Consider the following 23,062-nt stretch of genomic DNA (forward strand, 5'->3'; position numbering starts at 1 on the left):
AAAATGTGATTTTAATCAAAAAGATACAAATTAAATGAATTGAAGGTGTTCGCTAATATGCGTAAGATTTTAAAAAAATATGTTTAAGCTTGATCCTTTTGAAGGAGCAATAGAGTCCATCGAAAGGTTCTTCACTCGAGTATATAAATGGATACCAACAACCATCCTATTGCTTATATTTTTCAGCAGCAACAACTTTTGGTTGATGCGAATTTTAATCTACCTTGCCTTGAACAGCAGGAATATGATTTACCTATACAAGCAGACCCTCTAGTAATAGCGAGAGATTTCCAAGAAAGCGAACTTATACCAAATGGATATCAGTTCATACCCATTCGCCAACTTTTACAGTATTGGACTAAACCGCAGTTTGAGCAGGCAAGTCGTGCTTTTCAGTTGCTAGAGTGGCGCCGTAATCATCAGTTTTGTAGTCGTTGCGGACATAAAACCCAGCAGCATAAGACTGAATATTCGATGACTTGTCCAGCATGTAATTTTAGTCAATATCCTAGAGTCAATCCTTGTGTAATTACCATTATTACGCGTGGTGAGGGCGAGATTTTGCTGGCTAAAAATGCTAGAAATAAGAGCCAGATGTACAGTTTAATTGCTGGCTTTGTCGAGGTAGGGGAAACACTAGAAGATGCTGTTCGACGTGAAACATTAGAAGAAGTGGGATTACACATTAAGAATATTCAGTATTTGGCGAGTCAACCATGGCCATTTCCCAGTAACTTAATGTTGGCCTTTAAAGCTGAATATGAAGCGGGCGAAATTGAAATTCAGGAGAAAGAACTTAGCGATGCTCAGTTTTTCAAATTTAATCAATTACCTGAAATTCCATTTAAGGGCAGTATTGCTCATGCAATGATTATGCACGTTATTCATGGCACACCTGTCGCTGATGATACGAAACAGTGGCTTTAAACTGAGATTCAGATATGGCTTTAATCTTATAGTTTTAAATAAAAAAGCCATTGTCTAGACAATGGCTTTTTAGATTTATTTATTCTTCAGGATTCTCAATGGAATCTAATTTTTTAGGATTTAAATAGTCAAAAAGTATAAGCATTGCCGTAATCCAAATAGGGATCATCATTACTGACTCTTTGAAGCCTTGAGTCCACATAATATAGAGAACCACAGCAATAAAGGCTAAAACTAGATAATTACTAAAAGGTGACCATAACGCTGGAAAAGAAGTCTTAATATTCGCGTGCTTAACAAAGCGTCTATACTTCAAATGTGTAATTGATATCATTGCCCAGTTTAGAACAAGTGCACCAACCACAACATACATAAGATGTCCAAGAGCATCTTCAGGTACAAAGTAATTTAAAAGAACGCAACCAAAGATTAATAAAGCAGAAAGCAGAACAGCGGGAATAGGAACCCCTTGTTTATTGGTTTTTGCAAAAACTTTTGGTGCATTACCTTGTTGAGCGAGACTGTATAGCATACGGCTATTTGCAAACATCCCACTGTTATAAACAGATAGTGCAGCAGTTAAAATAATAAAGTTCAGTAAGTGTGCAGCCCAACCAATTCCCATTTGACTAAAAATCATAACAAATGGACTTTTGTCGAGACCGCCAAGATCTAATTGGTTCCACGGCACTAATGAAAGTAAAATTGCCAATGAACCGATATAGAAAATCAAGATACGGAAAACGACTTGGTTAATTGCTTTTGGAATCGTTTTTTTTGGATCTTTTGCTTCTGCTGCGGCCATACCAATCAGTTCGATACCACCAAAGGCGAACATCAAGAAAGCCAACATATAGAAGAGGCCGCTAAAGCCATTTGGAAAAAATCCACCATGAGACCAAAGGTTACTAAATGAAATGTTTGAACCTACATCTGCTGTAAATAGCAAATAAAGTCCAAAAACAATCATAGAGATGACCGCAGCAACTTTAATAATAGCGAGCCAGAATTCGGACTCACCATAAAATTTGACGTTTGTTAGGTTAATTGCCGTAATCACGACAAAGAAAAATAAGACAGACGTCCACGCTGGAATATGAGGCCACCAATAATTAATATATTTGGCCACTGCGGTGAGTTCGCTCATCGCAACCAGAACGTAGAGTATCCAATAATTCCATCCGGTTAAAAATCCGGGAAATTTCCCCCAGTATTTATACGCAAAATGGCTGAACGATCCTGCAACAGGTTCTTCAACAATCATTTCTCCCAAGTGGCGCATAATTAAAAAAGCAATTAAGCCACCAATGGCATATCCTAAAATAATGGATGGTCCCGCAGATTGAATCACTTGCGCCGAGCCTAAAAATAATCCAGTACCAATTGCTCCACCCATAGCAATTAATTGGATATGTCGATTTTTTAGTCCTCGTTGAAGTGTAGAAGATTCGTTGGTCAAAGGTCTTCACTCACTATGAATAAGTAAATTATTCTAATAGATGGAGTTATTTTAGCCTAGACTACAAATTAATAAGGCGTGACTGAAAAGTAATTGTAAAAAATATTTAAAATCATGATGTTGCTTTTAATATTTCTATTTCGAGTGAAAAGTACTCTAAAAAATATAATTTCAGATAGACTTTTTTTCTTAGATTTTGCTTAGATTAAGTCATTGCAAGCATATTGTTAAATTCACAAAATATACTCGCGTCAATACGATTGATGTATGAAGCAGATCGCTATCTCTTGGCCTTAAAACAATTTAAGATGCAGAGAAGGGTAAACAAGAATGCTTGTTTTGATATAGAAGAACATAATAGTAAGGATAACAGTTGATATGAGCTCAGTACCGCAAATTAAAATTCCAGCAACTTATATGCGTGGTGGAACGAGTAAAGGTGTCTTTTTTAAGCTTGATGATTTGCCCGAAAAAGCCCAAGTTGCAGGTCAAGCAAGAGATCAGCTCTTACTACGTGTAATTGGTAGTCCAGATCCTTATGGAAAACAAATTGATGGGATGGGTGGTGCCACTTCGAGTACCAGCAAAACTGTTATTCTCGCTAAAAGCACTCAGCCAGATCATGACGTTGATTATTTGTTTGGTCAGGTTTCAATTGATCAGGCTTTTGTAGATTGGAGTGGTAACTGCGGTAATTTAACCGCTGCGGTTGGCTCTTTTGCGATTTCAAATGGCTTAGTTGATGCCGATCGTATTCCAGAAAATGGCCTATGCACGGTTCGAATTTGGCAAAAAAATATTCAAAAAACCATTATTGCGCATGTGCCTATTACCAATGGACAGGTTCAAGAAACTGGAGATTTTGAACTGGATGGGGTGACATTCCCTGCCGCTGAGGTCCAAATTGAGTTTTTAGATCCTGCCGATGATGGTGAAGAGGGCGGTGATATGTTCCCGACAGGGAATGTTGTTGACCAATTAGATGTTCCAGATATTGGCCGTTTCCAAGCGACATTCATTAATGCAGGTATTCCAACCATTTTCTTAAATGCAGAAGATTTGGGTTATCAAGGCACCGAATTACAAGATCATATTAATAGTGATACAACTGCATTGGCACGTTTTGAAAAAATCCGTGCCTATGGCGCGGTACAGATGGGTTTGATTAAAGATATTTCAGAAGCAGCAGCGCGTCAGCACACACCAAAAATTGCTTTTGTCTCTAAACCAAAAAACTATACGGCATCAAGCGGTAAGTCAGTTTCAGAGAATGATGTTGATTTACTCGTTCGTGCTTTGTCGATGGGTAAATTACACCATGCCATGATGGGAACAGCGGCGGTAGCAATTGGTACAGCGGCTGCTATTCCAGGCACTTTAGTAAATTTAGCAGCTGGTGGCGGTGAGCGTGAAGCAGTACGTTTCGGGCATCCATCTGGGACACTACGTGTGGGTGCTCAAGCTGAACTTACAAATGGCCAGTGGGTTGTTAAAAAGGCCATTATGAGTCGTAGTGCGCGTGTGTTAATGGAAGGTTGGGTACGCGTTCCGGGTGACAGTTTCTAAAAGTTACTTAAGAATGAAAAAGCCTCTCCATTTTGTAGAGGCTTTTTTACCTAGGCCTTCGAAAACTCATCACGCACTTTTCACAGTGAATCGTGTATGATGTAGCGCATGAATGCTTCATAACATTCAATAAAATTTCTCTACTGATTTTATCGAGGCGACTGTGTCATCACTCTCTCAAGTTAATGCGGATGTTTTAAAACAAGCTCAACAACGTATTCAACAAGATTTATTGACGACACTGGCCGCATTCTCAATTCCAGAGCCTTTAAAAAGTGCAGTTCACCATGCAGTTATGCTTGGTGGAAAGCGTGTGCGTCCGGCTTTATGTTATGCCACTGCCTCTTTACAGCCAAATCCAAATTTTGCTGCGGCTCGTCGTGCGGCGGTTGCTGTAGAGTTAATTCATTGCTACTCACTAGCGCACGATGACTTGCCTTGTATGGACAATGATTTACTGCGTCGTGGTCAGCCGACTTGTCATGTTGCGTTTGGTGAAGATACTGCTTTGCTTGCTGGTGACATTTTACAATCAATGGCTTTTGAGGTTTTAGGTAGCCGTTTGTTTGATGAACAAGGGCAGGGTACTGATGCTGCGATTGTATTAAAACAAATGCAGATTTTAGCAACTGCTAGCTCCAAAATGGTTTCTGGACAGGTTTTAGATTTGCAAGCTGAAGGCAAGCAAATTACTCAAGACGAACTTGAAAATATCCATCGTAATAAAACGGGTGCGCTCATTCAGGCAGCCATTATGATGGGTGCAGTGACAATCTTCTCTGGAATAGATCAAGCAATTCCAAAGTTACGTCAATATGGACAAACAATTGGACTAGCTTTTCAAGTGTTAGATGATATTCTCGATATTACTTCGAGTACCGAAACCTTGGGTAAAACTGCAGGTAAGGATGAACAAGTACAAAAATCGACATATCCAGCCCTAATGGGGCTCGAACAAGCAAAGGTCTATGCTAAAGAATTGCATGATCAAGCTTTTGAAGCCTTAGCGCATTTTGGTGACGATGCGAAAGAATTAGTAGATATTTCACAATTCCTTTTAGCGCGTACCAATTAATAATATTAAATCAATATTCATAACTTCTATTCATGTGAAATGAATAAGGGAGAAAAGAATGAATGGTGCTCAGCTTCATCAAACTGCAATTGAAATCGCGCGTAATCTTCCCTTTAGTCAACAGACCCATCCATTTGGGCCAGACTATGAAGTTTTTAAAATTTTAGAGAAAATGTTCATGTTGACCGCAGAAGTAGCTGGCGTCAAAATGGTTAATGTTAAATGTGATCCCTATAAAAGTCAGGAATATCAGGAGCTCTATTCATTTATTATTCCTGGATATCACATGAATAAAAAACACTGGATTTCGATTACACCGCATAAGAACTTAACAAGAGATTTACTTCAAGATTTAATTCGCGACTCTTATGATTTGGTTGTAAAAAAACTCCCTTTGAAAGATCAGAAAAGATTAAAAAACCAATAATATAAAAGATAAAAAACGGCGACATAGTAGTCGCCGTTTTGTTTTCAAATACTTATTTAAAGTAAACACATTAATTATGTTTTCCCATAATACCGCGAATTGTATTTAAAACATCGGCAGGTAAAACCACAGTTTTAGCATTGCTTGATTTCGCCATATCTTGCATCGCTTTCACATATTGTTCACCTAAAAGGTAAGCAACAGGAATCTCTTTATCACCAACCGCACTGGTTACCATTTCAATTGCTTTTTGAGATGCTTCTGCTAAGACCACTTGAGCTTCAGCATCACGTCGAGATGCTTCTAAACGACCTTCTGCACTTAAAATAGCAGCCTGTTTTTCACCATCGGCTTTAGTAACGGCAGCACGACGTTGACGCTCTGCCGCAGCTTGCTCTTCCATAGCGGCTTGCATGGTATGAGAAGGTTGAATATCTTGAATTTCAACAGTTTTTAAAGTAATACCCCAATCTGAAATATCATCAGAAATCGCAGCTTTGAGCTTGGCTTTAATATGATCTCGTGAAGACAATGCATCATCTAGATCCATTTCACCTACAATAGAACGTAACGAAGTTTGTACAAGGTTTTGAATCGCCCATGTATAGTTTTCAATACCATAGACCGCTTTTTCTGGTGTGGTTAAATTAATGTAGGCCACTGCATTCATTAGTAATACGGCGTTATCACGTGTAATTACTTCTTGAGATGGAATATCAAGCACAATATCTTTCGTGGTAATTTTATATGCCACTTCATCGACATAGGGAATCACAAAATTAAGCCCAGGATTAAGGGTCGAATGGTATTTACCTAAACGTTGAACAATCCACTTATAACCCTGAGGAACAATACGTACCCCTTTAAAAATGGTGACAGCCACAAAAGCCAAAAAAGCTAAAACAATAATAGTACCGACTGGCATGAAAATACCCTCTCTTTATCTTTAATGTTTATGAAGTACCGTGGGACTGGACAATTAAGTCATTACCCGAAATATCAATAACTCTCACTCGATCACCGACTTTGACGGGATTAGTGCTTCGACAGTTCCATTCATCAGCCCCTAAAATAGGCATTGGAAAGCGAACAATAATTTGATCATGATCAAGACCGGTTTGAATCACCATACCAATTTGACCAATAGTCGCTTCACGGGGTAATCCCGCTTTAGTTTTATCAATTGATAATGGTTTAATAAATTTGAACCAAAGAATGGTGCATAGCACTGACAGAACTATCCACAATACAATTTGCGTTGTGAGGCTAATATCTGGAAATAACCAGTAGAGAAAGCACACCATAATGGCGGCAATACCAAACCAAAGCGCGGCAAAGGCGGGTAGAATCAGCTCGGAAAGAATAAGTAATATACCCAATACAAACCAGTGCCAAGGTTGTATAACAAACTCCATAGATCTGCTCTTTTATATATCTTTATGATGGGTAAAAGTGACTTAATATCACTTTTACCACTGTAGCAGATGATGGGGAGTGTGGATAGAAAAAAACCACCTCAATTAGAATTTAGGGCGTGGTGCAGGCTTAAATGCAGCTGGAGATTTTTTGAAGTTTGCAATTGCAGTTTCAACTTGGCGTATTTGCGCTTGAGCAGCTTTTTCACCTTCCAAAATTGCCTGATTACTTGATTTGAGGTCAAGAGTACCTAGATGACCAACTTTAGGTTGAATCACTACATTAGCTTGCTTGAGTTCTTCATTAATACTTTGTTGACCCATGATATTAATGGTTTGATCAAGTAGTCCCCACATATTGGCTGGGCGATTCCCTGCTGGACGTGCAGAAATATCAACCGCAATCACAATATCTGCACCCATATCACGAGCTGTTTTAACTGGAATAGGGCTAACTAATCCACCATCTACATATTTCTGTTTGCCAATAGTTGCAGGAACGAACACGTTGGGAATACTGCACGATGCACGAACTGCTTGCCCTGCATTACCTTTAATAAAGTCAGCTTTTTGACCATTATCAAGGCGTGTTGCAACCGCTGCAAAACGAATGGGGAATTTCTCAATTGGTTTGTTACCCACGTTACGGTTCACGTAGTCCTGTAACTTTTGTCCGAGAATAATACCCTGACGATTCAGGGTTAAATCACGGATATCTGACTCTTGTAATTTCAAAGCCAGACTTTGCAATTGATAAGGCGTTTGTCCACTTGCGTAGATACTTCCAACAAAGCTACCGGCACTGGTACCTGTGACAATTTTAGGTTTAATTCCGTGAGACTCTAAAACCTTGATTACACCAATATGTGAAAATCCTTTTGCTCCACCGCCACCTAAAGCAAGTGCAATCACAGGTTCACGGGCTTTCATTGAGGTTGTCGGTGTTGGTGTTTTGCTAAATTTATCACAGCCAAAGAGTGCTAGAGAGATAAATCCAATACTGGCAAATTGAGCAATTTTCATCTTTAAAAAATAATCTACATCGAGATAAATGAAGAGGGCTCATAAGACCAGATTTGTTCATTTTTTGCTAGGTTTTTTTCACTAGATTTTGTAAAGGTTCAGCAAGCCAATTACGATTTTTTGGTGAAATTTTTCCTTCATAACGCTCAAAAATCTTTTCTAAATCTTCTTCATAGTTGCCGCTTGGGTTTAAGTGCCCTAAACAGTGAATAGTCTTATGATCATAATCAAAAGAAAACATGACAATGGGAATATGAGCTTTTGCAGCAATATGGTAAAAACCACTTTTCATTTTTTTTGCTTTCTTACGTGTACCTTCGGGCGCCATTCCAATCCAGATCTTGTCATAGTTTTGAATGGTTGCAACGACTTGCTCAGTAAGTCCATTGGCTGTGTCACGTTTAACTGGAATGACCCCAGCCCAATCTAAAGCTCGTTTAAATGGTGGTTTAAAAAGAGCATCTTTACCTAGTACTGTAATTTGGATACCTAATCCGAAAATCGCAAGAAAACCATACCATCCATCAATATTGGAAGTATGGGGTGAAATAATTGCGACTGCTTTTGGGAAATTAGGAACTTCGCCTTCAATTGTCCAACCTTGCGCTAAGAAAAGTTTTTTAAATAGCGCTCGGCTTAAAGCAGTACCGCGTTGGGGTACTAAATCAGGTAAATTAGGGAAATGTTGATCCATATTTTTTAAATTTTAACTTGTCCTAGTTTTATCTTAATCTTTTGAAATATATGCTTCATTGGCAAAATGTAAGAACAACATGACATTTGATGTTATTCCTCATTAAACAAATAAAAAGTAGGTTTCTATGTTGCGGCAGCAAAATCTTTATCTTCTGCTATTTTCTCTATATTGGGCACAAGGACTGCCTGTTGGGTTTATGACCCACGCTTTACCCGTGATCTTAAGGGCAGAAGGAGTTTCACTCGCCCATATTGGCGGTTTTGGCTTATTAATGTTGCCTTGGTCAATCAAGATTTTTTGGGCGCCGTGGGTCGACCGACACACACTTTCCCGTTTAGGACATTATCGTAGTTGGATATTACCTACTCAGTTTTTGACGGTAGGTGTACTGTGTATTTTGTCTTTTTTCCCCGTTCAAGCTTTAGATCAACCTATTTATTTATTTGCCTTTTTTATTTCACTACTTTTTATGAACTTAACTGGAGCAACACAAGACATTGCTACCGATGCTTTAGCAGTCAACTTGTTAAAACATGATCAGCAGCATTGGGGCAATACATTTCAGGTCATTGGTTCGCGGTTAGGTTTTATTGTTGGGGGAGGCGCCGTACTTTGGTGCTTAGACTGGTTAACATGGCAACCCACTTTTTTGCTATTAGCAACCATAGTATTTTTAAATACTCTACCAGTTTGGTTATTTAAAGAGCCTCAACATACTTCTCATGCGAGTCGCGAACTCAAGCTTGATCAGCAAAATTTAGTCCTAAAAATTAAAGCTTACCTAAGATATTTCTCTCAAAATAAAGAACTCCGCACTTGGTTAATGGTACTGATCACTTTTAAAGTAGCAGACGGCTTAGCTGGACCATTACTTAAACCTTTAATGGTTGATATGGGATTAAGTTTTACTCAAATTGGTGTTTACATCACGATGCTCGGTGCAGTAGCAGCACTCGCTGGGGCGGTAATAGCAGGAGGAGTGCTTAAATACTTTTCAAGACCAGCAGCATTAATTGGCTTTTCAATTTTTAAAATTATGAGTCTAGGAGCCTATACTTATTTAGCCTATGCCTATGAACAAAAAATTCAGTTGAATGTCTGGGTTATATATACAGTCAATGCTTTAGAAGATGCATTCTCGGCAATGCTATTGGTAGCTATGTTGACTCTAGTCATGCATTACAGTCGAAAAGAATATGCGGGGACAGATTTTACCTTTCAGGTTTCAGTCATGGCGACTGTTAGCGGTCTTCTTTATAGTTTTAGCGGTGTGATTGGAGATGTACTCGGTTATTTCCATTATTTGATAGCTATTGTCATTATTGCAGTGATCAGTTTACTGCCTATTTTCCTCTGGAAACATGAGAAACTACAGGAAAAATAATGTTAACTAAATGAAATAAAGAACTTTAATATTGCTCAAGCAGTGATCTAAGCTTTATCTAATACCTTTGTCTATGTTTTTAAAAATGTATATTTTTAGCTATTTAAATGCTCAATTAATTGTGCCATCTTGTGTGGGTAGCAAATGGAAGCTAAATGGAGAAAAAATGGATTTGGATAACAAGAAAAATCATGTGAATCAATCAAAATGGGCAGAAAAATGTTCAATTAGATTGGTTATTAGTCTAAAGTCTAAAAAAGAATAATGAAATAACGATTTAATCATTCTATAAGATAAGAGAGTTGTGTAGGATTCGTTACAACATGAAGTTAAGGTAAAAATCTGTAAATCAAAGTACGTTTTTTATGTCTTTGTTTATCGGTTTTAGTCTTGCACAACGTTGAAATTGGTTTTGGTTGCGGTAATAAAATTAATGTAACCAATGTGGAGGAGAGTTGATTTTTTAGCCCCTAATTTAATGGCGTAAATCAACTTGGCATGGATAGGCAACATAAAATATATTTTTAGGAGTTTTTGATGGATCTATTCCTTAATCGTAAATCTTTCGTTATTAAAAGTTTAGCTCTTACAGTTACAGCTTTAATGATGAGTGGGGCACATGCTGCGACTTCCGACAAAGCGGAAATTCAACAGCTTCGTAAAGAAGTTGAAGCGTTAAAAGCTTTAATTCAAGAACAACGTCAAGTTCAGCAACAACAACAGCAAGTACAGCAACAACAGCAAGTACAGTTAGCTGAAGTTAAGGCACAACCTCAAGCTGCTGCACCAGCTTCTCCATTAGCATCATTAAAATCTAAAACTGGTGCTGATGTGAATCTATATGGTTTTGTTCGTGGCGATGCTAACTATATTATCGAAGGTGCGGATGGTGACTTCGCTGATGTAAGTAAGTCTAATGGTGAAGCAAAAGATAAATTGCGTGCTACTGCTAAAACGACTCGTCTAGGTTTAGATTTTACTGCTCCTGTAAGCAATGCCAAAGTTGGTGGTAAAATTGAGTTGGACTTTGCAAGTGGTGACAATAACAAATCTGAAAACGTACGTATTCGTCATGCTTACTTAACTTATAACAACTGGTTGTTTGGTCAAACTACATCTAACTTCTTGGCGAGCCACGCACCAGAAATGATCGACTTTTCGACGAACATTGGTGGTGGTACAACACGTATTCCACAAGTACGTTATAACTATAAATTAGCTCCTGCGACTCAATTATTTGTTTCAGCTGAGGAAGGTAATAGTTCAGCAACAGGTGACTCAGTTAAATATAGATTACCTGTATTAACAGCTAAAATTACTCAAGGTTATGCTGGTGGTAATGGTAATGCTTCTGCTCGAGCTTTTGTTGAAAACTACAAATCAGGAAAGGGCGATGACCAGACTGGGTGGGGCGTTGCTGCAGGTACTGACTTTAAAGTAGCAGATCCTTTAAAACTCTTTGCTGATGCTTCTTATGTTGTAGGTAACAGTAACTACTTATATGGTAGTAATTCTGCTTATACTTTAGTTAATGATAATATTGAGCAAAATGAATTTGTAGCTGTACAAGTGGGTGGAACTTATAAGATTTTACCTAACCTACGTGCTACTTTAGCATACGGTGCTCAATTCGCTGATGATGGCACAGACTATGCTAAAGCATATACTGCGGGTAATGAAAAAGTTCAGCAAGCATGGCTCAACGTCATTTATACACCAGTTAAACCAATTGACTTAGGTATTGAATATGTTAATGGTAAACGCGAAACCTTTGCTGGTGATGATTACAAAGACAACCGTGTTGGTTTAATGGCTAAATACAGTTTCTAAAAACAATATTTAGTTAAAAGCTCAAAAGACGAGATTAAATCTAATCTCGTCTTTTTTTATATAAATTAAAAGAATCAGTATGCTTTAAAGCTTCTGAATTAGATCATTTTTTATTTAAGTCATTTTTAAGTTTCAATTTCTACATTAGAGCATCATAAAAAGATTGTAGTCACCCAAGATGCTGAATTTTTTTTCTACTTTAAAAAATAAACAGATTTCGCTGTTTATGTTTAATTTAATTATAGCCATTTGGTTAGGGGCAATTCTAAATATTGGTTTTTATCACCAAGTACATCTTTTAACTCCATATTTTGGAATAAAGGCTATTCTATTTTTAGCTGCTACAGTAGTTACTGTGGTTGCTGCTTATTATGCGATTTTACAGATTTTAAACTGGAAATGGACCGCTAAAATTTTTGCAATTTTACTGATCGTGATTGGTGGTTTTAGCTCTTATTTCGTCAATACATTAGGTGTAATTATCTCACCTGATCAGATTCAAAATATGATACAAACCGATGTCTCTGAAGTTTCTGATTTAATTTCATTGCGTTTCGGGCTTTGGACAGTTTTCTTTGTTGCTTTGCCGATTATTTTAATTACTCAGGTAAAACTTAAACAAGAAAAAGTATCTTATTTATTGATGAAAAAGCTTGGTTCGATTGTAGCCTCATGTGCAATCGTGGGTATTTTACTATTTGTTTACTATGTTGATTTTGCATCTATTTTCCGTGAGCATCGTGATTTAAAAGGTATGATCTCACCACAAAATAGCATTTCATCTTTAATGTCTTATTATCACAAAATGGCGCCTAAGAAGAACTTGCCACTTATACATTATGGGGAAGATGCTCATCAAGTTCAGCAAGTACAAAGCAACTTGCCTAAATTAATGGTTCTCGTTGTTGGTGAGACAGCTCGTGCGGAAAGTTTTGCATTAAATGGTTATTCGAAAAATACGAATCCGGAACTTTCTAAACAAGATATTTTGAATTTTTCCCAAGTCAGCTCATGTGGTACAGCAACTGCTGTGTCGGTTCCATGTATGTTCTCTGGAATGCCTCGCGTTGACTATGATGAACAATTAGCAAGCCATCGTGAAGGTCTATTGGACATTGCTAAACGTTCGGGTTACCAAGTAACTTGGATTGATAATAACTCTGGCTGTAAGGGCACTTGTGATCGCGTTGAACAGTACAAAATACCTGAAAAGTTAAAGCAAAAATGGTGTAAAGATGGCGAATGCTATGACGATATTTTAATCGATAGCTTAAATGAGTATTTAGCGACTATTCCTAAAGAAGACACTCGTCCGCGACTCATTGTTTTACACCAAGTCGGAAGTCATGGTCCAGCCTATTACAAGCGTGCACCTGCCCAATATCAACCGTTTAAACCGACTTGTGATACTAATGCGATACAGGGTTGTTCTCAAACAGAGTTATTAAATAGTTATGATGACACAATTGTATATACAGACCATGTGTTAAGTCAGATTATTAATAATCTAAAAGAATTATCGAAATATCAAACAGGTTTATGGTATTTATCTGATCATGGTGAATCAACGGGTGAACATGGTTTATATTTACATGGTTCACCGTATGCAATTGCACCGACCCAACAAACGCATGTACCAATGATGATGTGGTTTTCTGATAGCTGGAAACAACACAACCTTGCACAAGTGAGTTGTTTAGGCCAACAAACGAAAGAAAAGTTAAGTCAGGATAATTTATTCCCAAGCTTATTGAGTTTGTTAGGTGTAAAAACTCAGGTCATCAACCCTCAACTGGATATGCTGCACTCTTGTGCCCATGTGAATTAAAGCGAGCCTCGAACATGACAAAAATCTTGATGATTGAAGATGATTTTATGATTGCAGAGTCAACAATAACGTTGCTGCAATATCATCAATTTGAAGTGGAGTGGGTCAATAATGGCTTAGACGGTCTGGCTCAGTTGGCTAAAAATAAATTCGATTTAATTCTTTTGGACTTAGGGCTACCTATGATGGATGGCATGCAGGTCTTAAAGCAAATTCGCCAAAGAGCAGCAACTCCCGTCTTAATTATTTCAGCGCGAGATCAGTTACAAAACCGTGTTGATGGTTTAAACCATGGTGCAGATGATTACTTGATCAAACCATACGAGTTTGATGAATTACTTGCTCGTATTCATGCGCTATTACGCCGTAGTGGCGTAGAGGCTCAGCTTGCGAATCATGAGCAACTATTACAAAGTGGTGATCTGGTTTTAAATGTTGAACAACACATTGCAACTTTTAAAGGACAGCGTATTGATTTGTCTAATCGTGAGTGGGCAATTCTGATTCCTTTAATGAGCCACCCAAATAAAATCTTTTCTAAAGCAAATCTTGAAGATAAGTTATATGATTTCGATAGTGATGTAACCAGTAATACGATTGAAGTATATGTGCATCACCTGAGAGCTAAACTCGGGAAAGACTTTATCCGAACTATTCGAGGATTGGGTTACCGTTTAGGGCAATCGTAACTTAATTTTGGAACTTCATAACAGTGCATTATTCATTAAAAAAACGACTGATTTGGGGCACCTCAATTTTCAGTGTCATCTTAGGTTGTATATTAATTTTTAGTGCGTATAAAGTTGCACTGCAAGAAGTTGATGAAATTTTAGATACCCAAATGCGTTATTTAGCTGAGCGAACAGCTGAATATCCATTGAAAACGGTAAGCAGTGAATTTGATTTTCATAAAACTTATCATGAAGAAGATCTATTTGTAGATATTTGGGCTTATAAAGATCAAGCCCATTTATCACACCATCTCCATTTATTGGTTCCACCTGTTGCACAAGCTGGCTTTTACTCACATAAAACCAGTAACGGCTTAATCCGTACCTATGTTTTACCGTTAAAGGATTACCAGATTCAGATTAGCCAGCAAGAAAAGGTTCGTGAGGCTTTTGCTTGGGAACTTGCAGGTAGCATGTTCATTCCATATTTGATTATTTTACCTTTTGCGATTTTTGCTTTAGCTGCAATTATTCGTCGTGGGCTAAAGCCGATTGATGACTTTAAAAATGAACTGACCCATCGTGACTCAGAAGAGCTGACGCCTATTGAAGTTGTAGATTATCCTCAAGAATTGTTACCCACAATTGATGAAATGAATCGACTTTTCGAGCGCATTTCTAAGGCACAAAACGAGCAGAAACAGTTCATTGCAGATGCAGCCCATGAACTTCGAACCCCTGTGACTGCTTTAAATTTACAAACTAAAATTTTAATTAGTCAATTTCCTGAGCAGGAATCGCTGCAAAATTTGAGTAAAGGATTAGCGCGTATTCAGCACTTGGTGACACAGCTTTTAGCGCTGGCTAAGCAGGATGTATCTTTAAGTGTGATTGAACCGACGAGAGCTTTTCAGCTTAATGATGTCGCTTTAAATTGTGTTGAACAGCTTGTTAATCTGGCTATGCAAAAAGAAATCGACTTGGGCTTTGTTCGTAACGAGCCAATTGAAATGCATAGTGTTGAGCCAACAGTTCATTCAATTATTTTTAACTTAATTGATAACGCAATTAAATATACGCCTCATGAAGGGATGATTAATATTTCTGTTTTCACTGCTACAGATGGTGATGCATGTATACAAATTGAAGATAGCGGCGCGGGGATCGACCCAGAACATTATGATAAAGTTTTAAAACGTTTTTATCGTGTACACCACCACCTTGAAGTGGGGAGTGGTTTAGGTCTATCCATTGTTGACCGAGCAACTCAACGTTTAGGTGGGACACTGACACTAGACCGAAGTTTAGAGCTTGGTGGACTTTCGGTCTTGGTTAAACTTCCAAAGATTTTACATGTTCACGAAACAAGAACTTGATTTATGCAAGTTCTTGTTTGATTTGTTTCTCAAATTCAAAGCGGTGAATACAAACGGCATAAAATAAGATATTTACCGCCCAAATGACCCAACCTGTCCATAAATTATGACTTAGGAAATGTGCTCCACGCATCATTTGTGCCCATCCCATCATAAAGCCTAATAGAATGCCTGCAATGAGATAAAAATAGGCACGTTTCGGTTGCTCAAGACGATAAACAAAATAACCTGTCATTAAAATAAAGCCAGCGCTTGCATGCCCACCCGGAAAGCAATGCCCATGTTTCGCAGTAAAGTCCCAAATATAGCCACCTAAGCTGTTAGGGTGAATCATATTCCAAGGGCAGGCATGAGCCGATTGTGATTTTAAGAGACCAACCAGTGCGCTACCAATCATGCTCACAAAAAACATATAACCATATTGCCAGCGATAAAGCTTTAATTTCTCAACTTTAAATGATGCAAGCCATAGACCAAAAAAGATGACATAAATGCCAATAATGATCTGTTTTACAATTTCATGATTAAGTCTTTCTAGATACCAATTGTCTCGATTAAAAAAAAGACCTGTTGAATCAATCCAAGGCTGGATGAGATACATATCAATTTTCCCACCCACTGGAAAAGCAATTAAAAGCAGGAAAAAACTGAGAAAAAGAAAGATGATATTCATTTGGAAAAATTGTTTTTGTTGATTCATGCCATACAACATCAATTAGATTGTGGGTAAAGGCATTACATAAAATAAAACTTAAATTGCTCTTAAACTATACTGAAGAAAGAAGTTCAATTTTCCTTAAAAAATAAAAAAAGCGACGAGAAGTATCGTCGCCTTGAGCACTTTAGAAAGTATTAAAACATACCCTCTTCAGAGTTTGCCGAAATTTTATGAATAGACAAATCTGCACCACGAAACTCGTCTTCTTGAGATAAGCGAATGCCAATGGTCGCTCTAAGAATTCCATAAACAATAAAGCCGCCAGCAAGCGCAATGACTATTGCGAGTGCTGTTCCGATGAGTTGTGAGGCAAACGATACGCCGCCTAAGCCACCCAGCCATTGTTGACCAAATAAACCTACTGCAATACCACCAAATGCGCCGCATACGCCGTGTAAAGGCCATACACCTAATACATCATCAACTTTAAGTTTGTTTTGAGTATAGGTGAATAGATATACAAACATAGCCCCAGCTGCACCACCAATCACAAGTGCACTGATTGGATGAACAATGTCAGAGCCTGCACAGATTGCCACTAAACCTGCAAGTGGACCGTTGTGTAAGAAGCCTGGGTCATTTTTCCCAATCGCATTGGCTGTAATTGTACCGCCAACCATTGCCATGAGCGAGTTAATAGCAACTAAACCAGAAATAGCATCAACACGCTGCGCACTCATCACATTAAAGCCAAACCAGCCAACAATTAAAATCCATGAGCCAAGCGCTAAAAATGGAATAGAAGAAGGTGGATGAGCACTTACACGACCATCTTTCTTATAACGACCAGAACGCGCACCCAATAAAATGACAGCAGCAAGTGCAATCCATCCACCCATAGCATGTACTACAACTGAACCGGCAAAATCATGAAAAGCTGCGCCAAAAGTTGTTTCTAACCACTTTTGCAGACCATAGTTGCCATTCCAGACCATACCTTCGAAAAATGGATATACCAGCGCAACTAAAGCGAGAGTTGCAATTGCTTGTGAACGCATTTTTGCACGTTCAGCAATACCACCCGAAATAATGGCAGGAATTGCCGCAGCAAAAGTGAGTAAAAAGAAGCAGCGCATAAGGTTGTAGCCATGATCACTTGATAAAACCGTACCATCATGAAAGAAGTGCTGACCATACGAAATGTAGTAGCCAACAAAGAAATATGCGATTGCGGAGAGGGCAAAGTCAGTCAGAATTTTACTAAGCGCGTTCACCTGATTTTTGTGGCGAACTGTACCAAGTTCCAAGAATGCAAAACCTGCGTGCATGGCAAGAACCAAAACTGCACCAAGTAATAAGAAAAATAGATCTACATTTTGCATAGCATGCTCGAAAAAAGTGCTAAATTCCATTTTGGAACAAATCTGGGTCTGTAAATTGCACCAAAATAGATTTAAGGAATCTAAAAAACCTAAGTTTGTCGAAACAAACTCAATTGCATAAAAGTGAATATGCAATAAGCGCACCAATTTGGATTGAAATAGGGGATTTTGGCGATAAATGGTGCGTTGATTTATTCAAGATAGGGCAATAAGGGCGCTTTTTACGTTACAAGTCATCTAATATGTTGATAAATTGATCTGAAAGAGATCATTATTAAATTTTTAAAAATTATCTATATTTAATTAATGATCAGACCAAACCTCTTGAGCAACTTCAATAAATGCTTTCGCAGCGGGGCTCATGTGCTTTTTATTTTTGACTGCGAGGCCAATAGAACGTTTAAGGTTCGGTTTAAAAGGACGTTTAACTACATTTGGATAAAGTGAGAGTAGCTCTTTGGTAATGACCATATCAGACACAATAGACACTCCCAACTGATTGTGAACCATACTCACAATACTCAAAATTTGTGAAACATAAAATTTGATGTCTGGCTTCACATTAAAGTTTTTTAAAATTAATTCGACCTGATATCGACTCCCAGCCATTGTCATGATGAAAGGGCAATTTTCTAGCTGTGTTGGATCAATATAGAGTTGTTGCGCAAGTGGAAATTGATTGGGAATTAAGGCAACAAAACGATCTTCAATTAGAGGGAATGTATCAAAACGCTCATCTGGCATAATCAAAAAACCAACCTCTATGCGCCGTTCTAATAACCACTGAGCAACTTCTTTATCTTCACCTTCATCAATATAAATTTCGATTTTAGGATAGCGTTGCCGAAAGCTTTCTAAAATTTCAGGTAATAGATAAATAGATGATGAAGCCCCAAAAGAGCCAATACGTAATGTACCTTCGTTTAAACCATGGATGGCAGCCACTTCTTTTTCTAATGTATCGGAAATACTCAATAGCTCTTTTACATGGGTCAATAACTGCTGACCTGTCGTGGTGAGCTCAATATCACTTTGAGTTCTTGAAATTAGGTTAATGCCCCATTGTTGTTCTAATGATTTAAGCGCATGGGAAACTGCCGACTGCGAAATTCCCAGCTTTTCTGCAGTAGCAGTGAAGCTTTTTAGTTCAGCAATGAGTGCAAAAATTTCAAGCTGGGTAAATGTCATGTTGTATTTGTTATGAGTAAAAACTCATTTTATCATGAGTTTTCATTATCTTTAATATATGAGTAAGCCAAGCTAATTGCCGAAACAGCAAGCCTCAACAAAACTCGAGTAAAGAAATGAATAGTATTGTTTTATCTCTTTTTCCTTTAGTTGCATTAATTGCATCGGGATACTTATTTAAAAAATATCGTTTTTTTAGCGATGAGTTTTGGGCTGGGGCAGAGAAGCTCAATTATTATATTTTATTTCCTGCTTTGCTTTTTAGTACGCTATCAACCGCGAAAATTGACTTACAAAGCTTGAGTACAGCCATTATTGCGATGTTAATTGTGGTTTTGGCAGTCACTGCCTTTTTATACATACTCCGAATGTTTTGGCACATACCACCTGCACGCTTTGGTGTGCACGTACAAAGTATGGTTCGCTTTAATACCTATATTGGTTTGGCTTTAGTCACTTCGCTTTTTAAAAGTGAAGGAATGGCAATTCTGGCAATTTTATTGGCGCTTTGCATTCCACTTGTGAACGTTATTTCGGTGCTTGCTCTAACCTCTAAAGAACACATGGCAATTAAACCTGTTTTGATTGCACTGCTTAAAAACCCTTTAATTGCATCGTGTGTGGTCGGGGCGGCAGTCAATGCACTGCATATCCCGATTTGGGAAGGATTTACTCAGTTTATTAAGCTTTTTTCAGTGTCGAGTTTGCCGTTAGGTTTGTTATGTGTTGGCGCAGCTTTACAGTTTATGCAAATTAAAAAAGACATTGTGGTATTGGCGGCAGACACGTTTGCACGACTTTTAGCAGTACCTGCTTTGGCTTACGCGGTCTGCATGTGGTTTGGTTTGCCAAGCTTACAAACTCAAATTCTAGTTATTTTCTTTGCGCTACCGACTGCTTCAGCTTCATACATTTTAACCAAAGTTTTGGGTGGCGATAGTCAGCTCATGGCTGCCGTGATTAGCTTTCAAACTTTATGCGCCGCCGTGACTTTGCCAATGGTGATTTGGTGGATTTCTTAAAATATAAACTTTAGATAAGTCGCATTCTATTTTCTAAAAATGAATAGGCTGATTCTGACTTAATAAATGCTTTACTACCTTCCACGTCTGATTATTGCTACACTTTTTTCTTTTTCAGGTGGATGAGTATGTCCTTTGATCTCAAAGTGAGCTTGCAGCAAAGGTCTGAACCGTCTGCACAGCAGAAAAAACTGAATCGCCTGATTGATAAAATAGAACAGCAAAAAGTTAGCCTGAGCACATGGCAAAATGCACAAGCCGAGATTCAACAGCACATACGGCAAAAACTGATGCCTGTGTATGGCGATTTACATGAAGTTTTATTTCAGCAGCTAGAGCAGCTTTGGAATATGTTGCATGGCCATGATTTTTCTAAAGCAGACATGCAACAACTAGACGAAAAAATTGCCCAGCTCGCACAAATGTTGAAGCGTTCCAAAATGTTGTCTGCTGAACAATTAGAGCTAGTGAAGCAGATCGATACCTTTTATCAGCAACATGCAGGGGAGTCGGTAAAAAAGAATAAGAAAGCTCAGCCAATAAAATCTGAATATGATGAAAGTGCTGAGCAAAGTGCAGAGTTAGAAGAAGACTTTGAACAGTATGCTGCTGAGCAACAACAAGCGCGAGAACAAGCTAAACAGGAAAGGCAGCAACAGAAACGTGAACAAGCTGAGCAAATGGCAGCGCAGTCACTCAAAACAGTCTATTTAAAAATTGCCGCGATGATTCACCCAGACCGTGAACAAGATGAAACCAAAAAAGAAGAAAAAACTGAGTTGTTCCAACAGGCAAGTCAGGCTTATGAAAAGCAGGATTTGTTTTATTTACTCAAACTTCAGTTACAGCTTGAACAGAATAAAGGGATAGGCGCTAAAGAATTATCTACCGAGCAATTGCGGTTTTATAAACTTGCTTTGGATGCACAAAGTCAGCAGCTTGAAAGCCAAATAGCTGAGATTTTAGATTCTTTTCAGTTAGTGAAGAGCGTGAAAGCAGAGCACGTACACATCAGTGATGTTTATAAAGCTGTAGATGCTGATTGTGCTGAGTTAAAACAACAGTTGAAGTGGGAGAAAGAACGTTTAAAGTATATGAAAAAGGTGAGTGGGGTAGAGATGCTATTGGGGCATGGGGTACTTTAATTATCTTTGATAAGCCTATTAAAGTATAAACTTAATGGCAGCAGCAATTAGCTTTTAGGCTTATTTGCTGCCTTGACGTTGTTAATGGTCGTTTAGTACGAAAGTAAAATACTATTTGTTAGCCAGATTAGGTTAATTACCTAGTAATCGTATAGGTTCTTTCAGATTTTGATCTAACATAGTCTTCAGCTGTACGAAGCGTGTTCTCTAAAGTAATAAATCCGTTATCAAGTATTTTATCACTTAGAATGGTCTGTTTGATTTTTAAAGTAAGTAAATCATTAATTTTAAAATCAGTTATTTTTTTCTCATCGGTTGTATATATTTCTATAGAGTTGGTATCTTCAGATTTATGTATAATATATATTAAAATATATCTGAGAATGAAACTATTAACATACCCATATTTGTTTTCATAATCGAAATCAAACAATATTACTATTTTATTTTTACTAATTTCACTATCTTCATTATAAGCAATAAAAATACTTTGAAGAAATGGCTGGACACCATTTTCTATATATTTTATATCGTTTAAAAAACCTTGAATAGAAGGAATAACTAGAAATTTATAATAATTTAATTTATCTATTTCACTTAGAAATTTTAATTCAACTTCAAACTTATTGTAATTTTCATAATTGAACATATCGGTATAAAATTTCTGAAGTATTGTTATATCGAAACTTCTCAATAAATTTGCTACAAAAAACTCTTGAATACTTTTATGTATAAAACTATATTCATTTCCCTCTTTAAGTATCAGACAAATATTTTTTGTTAATTCTAAAATAATATTATTACTATCAAATTTTAAATCAAGAATTCTACAAGATTCTTTTAAACCTTCCTGAAAATATTGTTTATCAAATGAAATCCTATTACCATTATTTTTTGAATAAAAACAAAATTCTTGGAAAATATCTTCTAATTGGGATTGGGTTGCATCAACATAACGGGTTCTTTCATAAGGGAGTTTTAAATAATCATGTCTATTCATTAAAACATCAAAAATATCTCTATAGAATTCTGAAATAGAAAGCGCTATTTGTAATTTAGTCTGATAAGTCATTACAAATAAGGTCAACATTAAAGGAGTCTTTAGAATATCTTGTAGACCTATAGCACTCTCTTCAATTTTTTGGACTAATTGTTTAGAAATTTCTATATCATGAGTTAGCTTTTGAATAAAGCCTGCTTGATCATTTTTATCATAAGGGTGTAATGTTAGTGATAAAAAATATGGGCTGTTCTGTAAAGCATTATATGGACGACTTGAACATATAATTTTCATATTGGGAAATTTTATTGACCATTGTTCTAACTTTGAAATAACACTTGGTATTAGTTCTTTATTAAGCTCATCAAAACCATCTAAAAATAATGTAATTTTTCCACTTTCGGCTAATGCATCGAAATTTTTACTACTTAATTCCACCTCTAGAATGTCGCTAAGATAGGTACATAAACAATCCGTTAAATTTTCCGTTTTTTGTATGCTTCTTAATTCAAAAAATATAGGTAGAGAGTTTTTTTTAAGTATTTCATTAAGAGTAAGATGTCTCATAAGCATGGATTTACCATGACCAACTGTACCTTCAATAATAAGATTTTCAGTAATTTCTATTTCTCTTACATCATTAAATGTTTGAATGGAACCATCGGGCAGGTTTACTTTAGTTGGGTAATAAAATTCAGATATATGTTGAGGTCTTTTACTATCATAAATTGTTCTAATCATTAAAATTTTACTAATTTTTGATTGTATCTTATCTGAAGATTTTTCTATGTTCATTTCTGCAAGAAAAGTTCTTCCTGATTTTTTTGTAAAATTATAAATATCTTTGCAAATTTCAGTAATAAGTGGTCTAAGTACTAATGTTCCAAAAGTAATAGTTACTGGTTCGACCATAGTGATTTCCCGATTATATTTATGAATTTTAATACTTTATTATAAAAAATCCCTTCATTGAAGGGATTTTTTACTTT

General features: G+C 37.1%; 21 protein-coding genes. 12 read left to right on the forward strand and 9 right to left on the reverse strand.

Annotated features, from left to right (window positions below):
- Positions 1–147 precede the first annotated feature (147 nt).
- Positions 148–927, forward strand: a complete 780-nt coding sequence (nudC, locus tag KTJ10_RS15070) for an NAD(+) diphosphatase (protein ID WP_262442355.1) — start codon at positions 148–150, stop codon at positions 925–927.
- 79 nt (positions 928–1,006) lie between these two features.
- Here the strand turns inward: nudC and KTJ10_RS15075 are convergent, their stop codons facing one another.
- Positions 1,007–2,386, reverse strand: a complete 1,380-nt coding sequence (locus KTJ10_RS15075) for an amino acid permease (RefSeq protein ID WP_031945084.1) — start codon at positions 2,384–2,386, stop codon at positions 1,007–1,009.
- A gap of 378 nt (positions 2,387–2,764) precedes the next feature.
- Between KTJ10_RS15075 and prpF the strand changes: the two genes are divergently transcribed.
- From prpF to KTJ10_RS15090, 3 genes are all read left to right on the forward strand, one after another.
- Positions 2,765–3,952, forward strand: coding sequence for a 2-methylaconitate cis-trans isomerase PrpF (gene prpF / locus KTJ10_RS15080; RefSeq protein ID WP_262442356.1), 1,188 nt, complete (start codon positions 2,765–2,767; stop codon positions 3,950–3,952).
- 163 nt (positions 3,953–4,115) lie between these two features.
- Entirely contained in the window at positions 4,116–5,027 is a 912-nt protein-coding gene (locus tag KTJ10_RS15085) for a polyprenyl synthetase family protein (protein ID WP_262442357.1), read from the forward strand.
- 58 nt (positions 5,028–5,085) lie between these two features.
- On the forward strand, positions 5,086–5,454 hold the full coding sequence (locus tag KTJ10_RS15090; RefSeq protein ID WP_086265299.1) for an MmcQ/YjbR family DNA-binding protein: 369 nt from the start codon (positions 5,086–5,088) through the stop codon (positions 5,452–5,454).
- A gap of 70 nt (positions 5,455–5,524) precedes the next feature.
- Here the strand turns inward: KTJ10_RS15090 and KTJ10_RS15095 are convergent, their stop codons facing one another.
- From KTJ10_RS15095 to KTJ10_RS15110, 4 genes are all read right to left on the reverse strand, one after another.
- A complete protein-coding gene (locus KTJ10_RS15095) occupies positions 5,525–6,379 on the reverse strand; it encodes an SPFH domain-containing protein (protein ID WP_032006515.1) in 855 nt (284 codons plus the stop codon).
- Positions 6,380–6,407: 28 nt separating this feature from the next.
- The gene (locus KTJ10_RS15100; RefSeq protein WP_086265300.1) at positions 6,408–6,869 is read right to left on the reverse strand and encodes an NfeD family protein; all 462 of its coding nucleotides are present in this window, start codon (positions 6,867–6,869) and stop codon (positions 6,408–6,410) included.
- Positions 6,870–6,974: 105 nt separating this feature from the next.
- Positions 6,975–7,892 (reverse strand): patatin-like phospholipase family protein, encoded by a 918-nt coding sequence (locus KTJ10_RS15105; RefSeq protein WP_014207516.1) that lies wholly within the window; start codon positions 7,890–7,892, stop codon positions 6,975–6,977.
- Positions 7,893–7,959: 67 nt separating this feature from the next.
- Entirely contained in the window at positions 7,960–8,586 is a 627-nt protein-coding gene (locus tag KTJ10_RS15110; RefSeq protein ID WP_069141422.1) for a lysophospholipid acyltransferase family protein, read from the reverse strand.
- A gap of 127 nt (positions 8,587–8,713) precedes the next feature.
- On the opposite strand from KTJ10_RS15110, the gene KTJ10_RS15115 reads away from it, so the two are divergent.
- The 6 genes from KTJ10_RS15115 to KTJ10_RS15140 all read left to right on the forward strand — a co-directional run bounded on the left by KTJ10_RS15115 (position 8,714) and on the right by KTJ10_RS15140 (position 15,678).
- Positions 8,714–9,973: an MFS transporter gene (locus tag KTJ10_RS15115; protein ID WP_262442358.1), complete on the forward strand. Its 1,260-nt coding sequence runs from the start codon at positions 8,714–8,716 to the stop codon at positions 9,971–9,973.
- A 73-nt stretch (positions 9,974–10,046) separates the two neighbouring features.
- Positions 10,047–10,238, forward strand: coding sequence for a hypothetical protein (locus KTJ10_RS15120; protein WP_014207513.1), 192 nt, complete (start codon positions 10,047–10,049; stop codon positions 10,236–10,238).
- 272 nt (positions 10,239–10,510) lie between these two features.
- Positions 10,511–11,803, forward strand: a complete 1,293-nt coding sequence (locus KTJ10_RS15125) for a DcaP family trimeric outer membrane transporter (RefSeq protein ID WP_002116353.1) — start codon at positions 10,511–10,513, stop codon at positions 11,801–11,803.
- A gap of 178 nt (positions 11,804–11,981) precedes the next feature.
- Positions 11,982–13,631 carry a phosphoethanolamine transferase gene (locus KTJ10_RS15130; RefSeq protein WP_262442359.1) on the forward strand — a complete coding sequence of 550 codons (1,650 nt, stop codon included), beginning with the start codon at positions 11,982–11,984 and terminating at the stop codon, positions 13,629–13,631.
- A gap of 14 nt (positions 13,632–13,645) precedes the next feature.
- On the forward strand, positions 13,646–14,320 hold the full coding sequence (locus KTJ10_RS15135; RefSeq protein WP_002116411.1) for a DNA-binding response regulator PmrA: 675 nt from the start codon (positions 13,646–13,648) through the stop codon (positions 14,318–14,320).
- Between the two features lie 23 nt (positions 14,321–14,343).
- Positions 14,344–15,678, forward strand: coding sequence for a two-component system sensor histidine kinase PmrB (locus KTJ10_RS15140; protein WP_002116013.1), 1,335 nt, complete (start codon positions 14,344–14,346; stop codon positions 15,676–15,678).
- Between the two features lies 1 nt (position 15,679).
- Here KTJ10_RS15140 and KTJ10_RS15145 read toward each other — a convergent pair whose 3' ends face one another.
- From KTJ10_RS15145 to KTJ10_RS15155, 3 genes are all read right to left on the reverse strand, one after another.
- On the reverse strand, positions 15,680–16,390 hold the full coding sequence (locus KTJ10_RS15145; protein WP_262442360.1) for a phosphatase PAP2 family protein: 711 nt from the start codon (positions 16,388–16,390) through the stop codon (positions 15,680–15,682).
- A gap of 140 nt (positions 16,391–16,530) precedes the next feature.
- The gene (locus KTJ10_RS15150) at positions 16,531–17,718 is read right to left on the reverse strand and encodes an ammonium transporter (RefSeq protein WP_262442361.1); all 1,188 of its coding nucleotides are present in this window, start codon (positions 17,716–17,718) and stop codon (positions 16,531–16,533) included.
- Between the two features lie 303 nt (positions 17,719–18,021).
- A complete protein-coding gene (locus KTJ10_RS15155; protein ID WP_262442362.1) occupies positions 18,022–18,906 on the reverse strand; it encodes a LysR family transcriptional regulator in 885 nt (294 codons plus the stop codon).
- 116 nt (positions 18,907–19,022) lie between these two features.
- Between KTJ10_RS15155 and KTJ10_RS15160 the strand changes: the two genes are divergently transcribed.
- Both KTJ10_RS15160 and KTJ10_RS15165 read left to right on the forward strand, forming a co-directional pair.
- Positions 19,023–19,928: an AEC family transporter gene (locus KTJ10_RS15160; RefSeq protein ID WP_262442363.1), complete on the forward strand. Its 906-nt coding sequence runs from the start codon at positions 19,023–19,025 to the stop codon at positions 19,926–19,928.
- Positions 19,929–20,056: 128 nt separating this feature from the next.
- Positions 20,057–21,073 carry a molecular chaperone DnaJ gene (locus tag KTJ10_RS15165; protein WP_262442364.1) on the forward strand — a complete coding sequence of 339 codons (1,017 nt, stop codon included), beginning with the start codon at positions 20,057–20,059 and terminating at the stop codon, positions 21,071–21,073.
- 136 nt (positions 21,074–21,209) lie between these two features.
- On the opposite strand, the gene KTJ10_RS15170 is transcribed toward KTJ10_RS15165, so the two are convergent.
- Positions 21,210–22,985 (reverse strand): NACHT domain-containing protein, encoded by a 1,776-nt coding sequence (locus tag KTJ10_RS15170; protein ID WP_262442365.1) that lies wholly within the window; start codon positions 22,983–22,985, stop codon positions 21,210–21,212.
- Positions 22,986–23,062 lie beyond the last annotated feature (77 nt).

The sequence above is a fragment of the Acinetobacter sp. WU_MDCI_Abxc222 genome, assembly GCF_025514755.1.
Lineage (GTDB): Bacteria > Pseudomonadota > Gammaproteobacteria > Pseudomonadales > Moraxellaceae > Acinetobacter > Acinetobacter geminorum.

Excerpts from the sequence above, each read along its gene's own strand:
- prpF (WP_262442356.1), top strand. The coding sequence starts at position 2,765 with ATGAGCTCAGTACCGCAAATTAAAATTCCAGCAACTTATATGCGTGGT.
- KTJ10_RS15120 (WP_014207513.1), top strand. The coding sequence starts at position 10,047 with ATGTTTTTAAAAATGTATATTTTTAGCTATTTAAATGCTCAATTAATT.
- KTJ10_RS15095 (WP_032006515.1), bottom strand. The coding sequence starts at position 6,379 with ATGCCAGTCGGTACTATTATTGTTTTAGCTTTTTTGGCTTTTGTGGCT.
- KTJ10_RS15160 (WP_262442363.1), top strand. The coding sequence starts at position 19,023 with ATGAATAGTATTGTTTTATCTCTTTTTCCTTTAGTTGCATTAATTGCA.
- KTJ10_RS15130 (WP_262442359.1), top strand. The coding sequence starts at position 11,982 with ATGCTGAATTTTTTTTCTACTTTAAAAAATAAACAGATTTCGCTGTTT.
- KTJ10_RS15165 (WP_262442364.1), top strand. The coding sequence starts at position 20,057 with ATGTCCTTTGATCTCAAAGTGAGCTTGCAGCAAAGGTCTGAACCGTCT.
- KTJ10_RS15135 (WP_002116411.1), top strand. The coding sequence starts at position 13,646 with ATGACAAAAATCTTGATGATTGAAGATGATTTTATGATTGCAGAGTCA.
- KTJ10_RS15155 (WP_262442362.1), bottom strand. The coding sequence starts at position 18,906 with ATGACATTTACCCAGCTTGAAATTTTTGCACTCATTGCTGAACTAAAA.
- KTJ10_RS15100 (WP_086265300.1), bottom strand. The coding sequence starts at position 6,869 with ATGGAGTTTGTTATACAACCTTGGCACTGGTTTGTATTGGGTATATTA.
- KTJ10_RS15170 (WP_262442365.1), bottom strand. The coding sequence starts at position 22,985 with ATGGTCGAACCAGTAACTATTACTTTTGGAACATTAGTACTTAGACCA.
- KTJ10_RS15125 (WP_002116353.1), top strand. The coding sequence starts at position 10,511 with ATGGATCTATTCCTTAATCGTAAATCTTTCGTTATTAAAAGTTTAGCT.
- KTJ10_RS15115 (WP_262442358.1), top strand. The coding sequence starts at position 8,714 with ATGTTGCGGCAGCAAAATCTTTATCTTCTGCTATTTTCTCTATATTGG.
- KTJ10_RS15105 (WP_014207516.1), bottom strand. The coding sequence starts at position 7,892 with ATGAAAATTGCTCAATTTGCCAGTATTGGATTTATCTCTCTAGCACTC.
- KTJ10_RS15145 (WP_262442360.1), bottom strand. The coding sequence starts at position 16,390 with ATGTTGTATGGCATGAATCAACAAAAACAATTTTTCCAAATGAATATC.
- KTJ10_RS15150 (WP_262442361.1), bottom strand. The coding sequence starts at position 17,718 with ATGCAAAATGTAGATCTATTTTTCTTATTACTTGGTGCAGTTTTGGTT.
- KTJ10_RS15110 (WP_069141422.1), bottom strand. The coding sequence starts at position 8,586 with ATGGATCAACATTTCCCTAATTTACCTGATTTAGTACCCCAACGCGGT.
- KTJ10_RS15090 (WP_086265299.1), top strand. The coding sequence starts at position 5,086 with ATGAATGGTGCTCAGCTTCATCAAACTGCAATTGAAATCGCGCGTAAT.
- nudC (WP_262442355.1), top strand. The coding sequence starts at position 148 with ATGGATACCAACAACCATCCTATTGCTTATATTTTTCAGCAGCAACAA.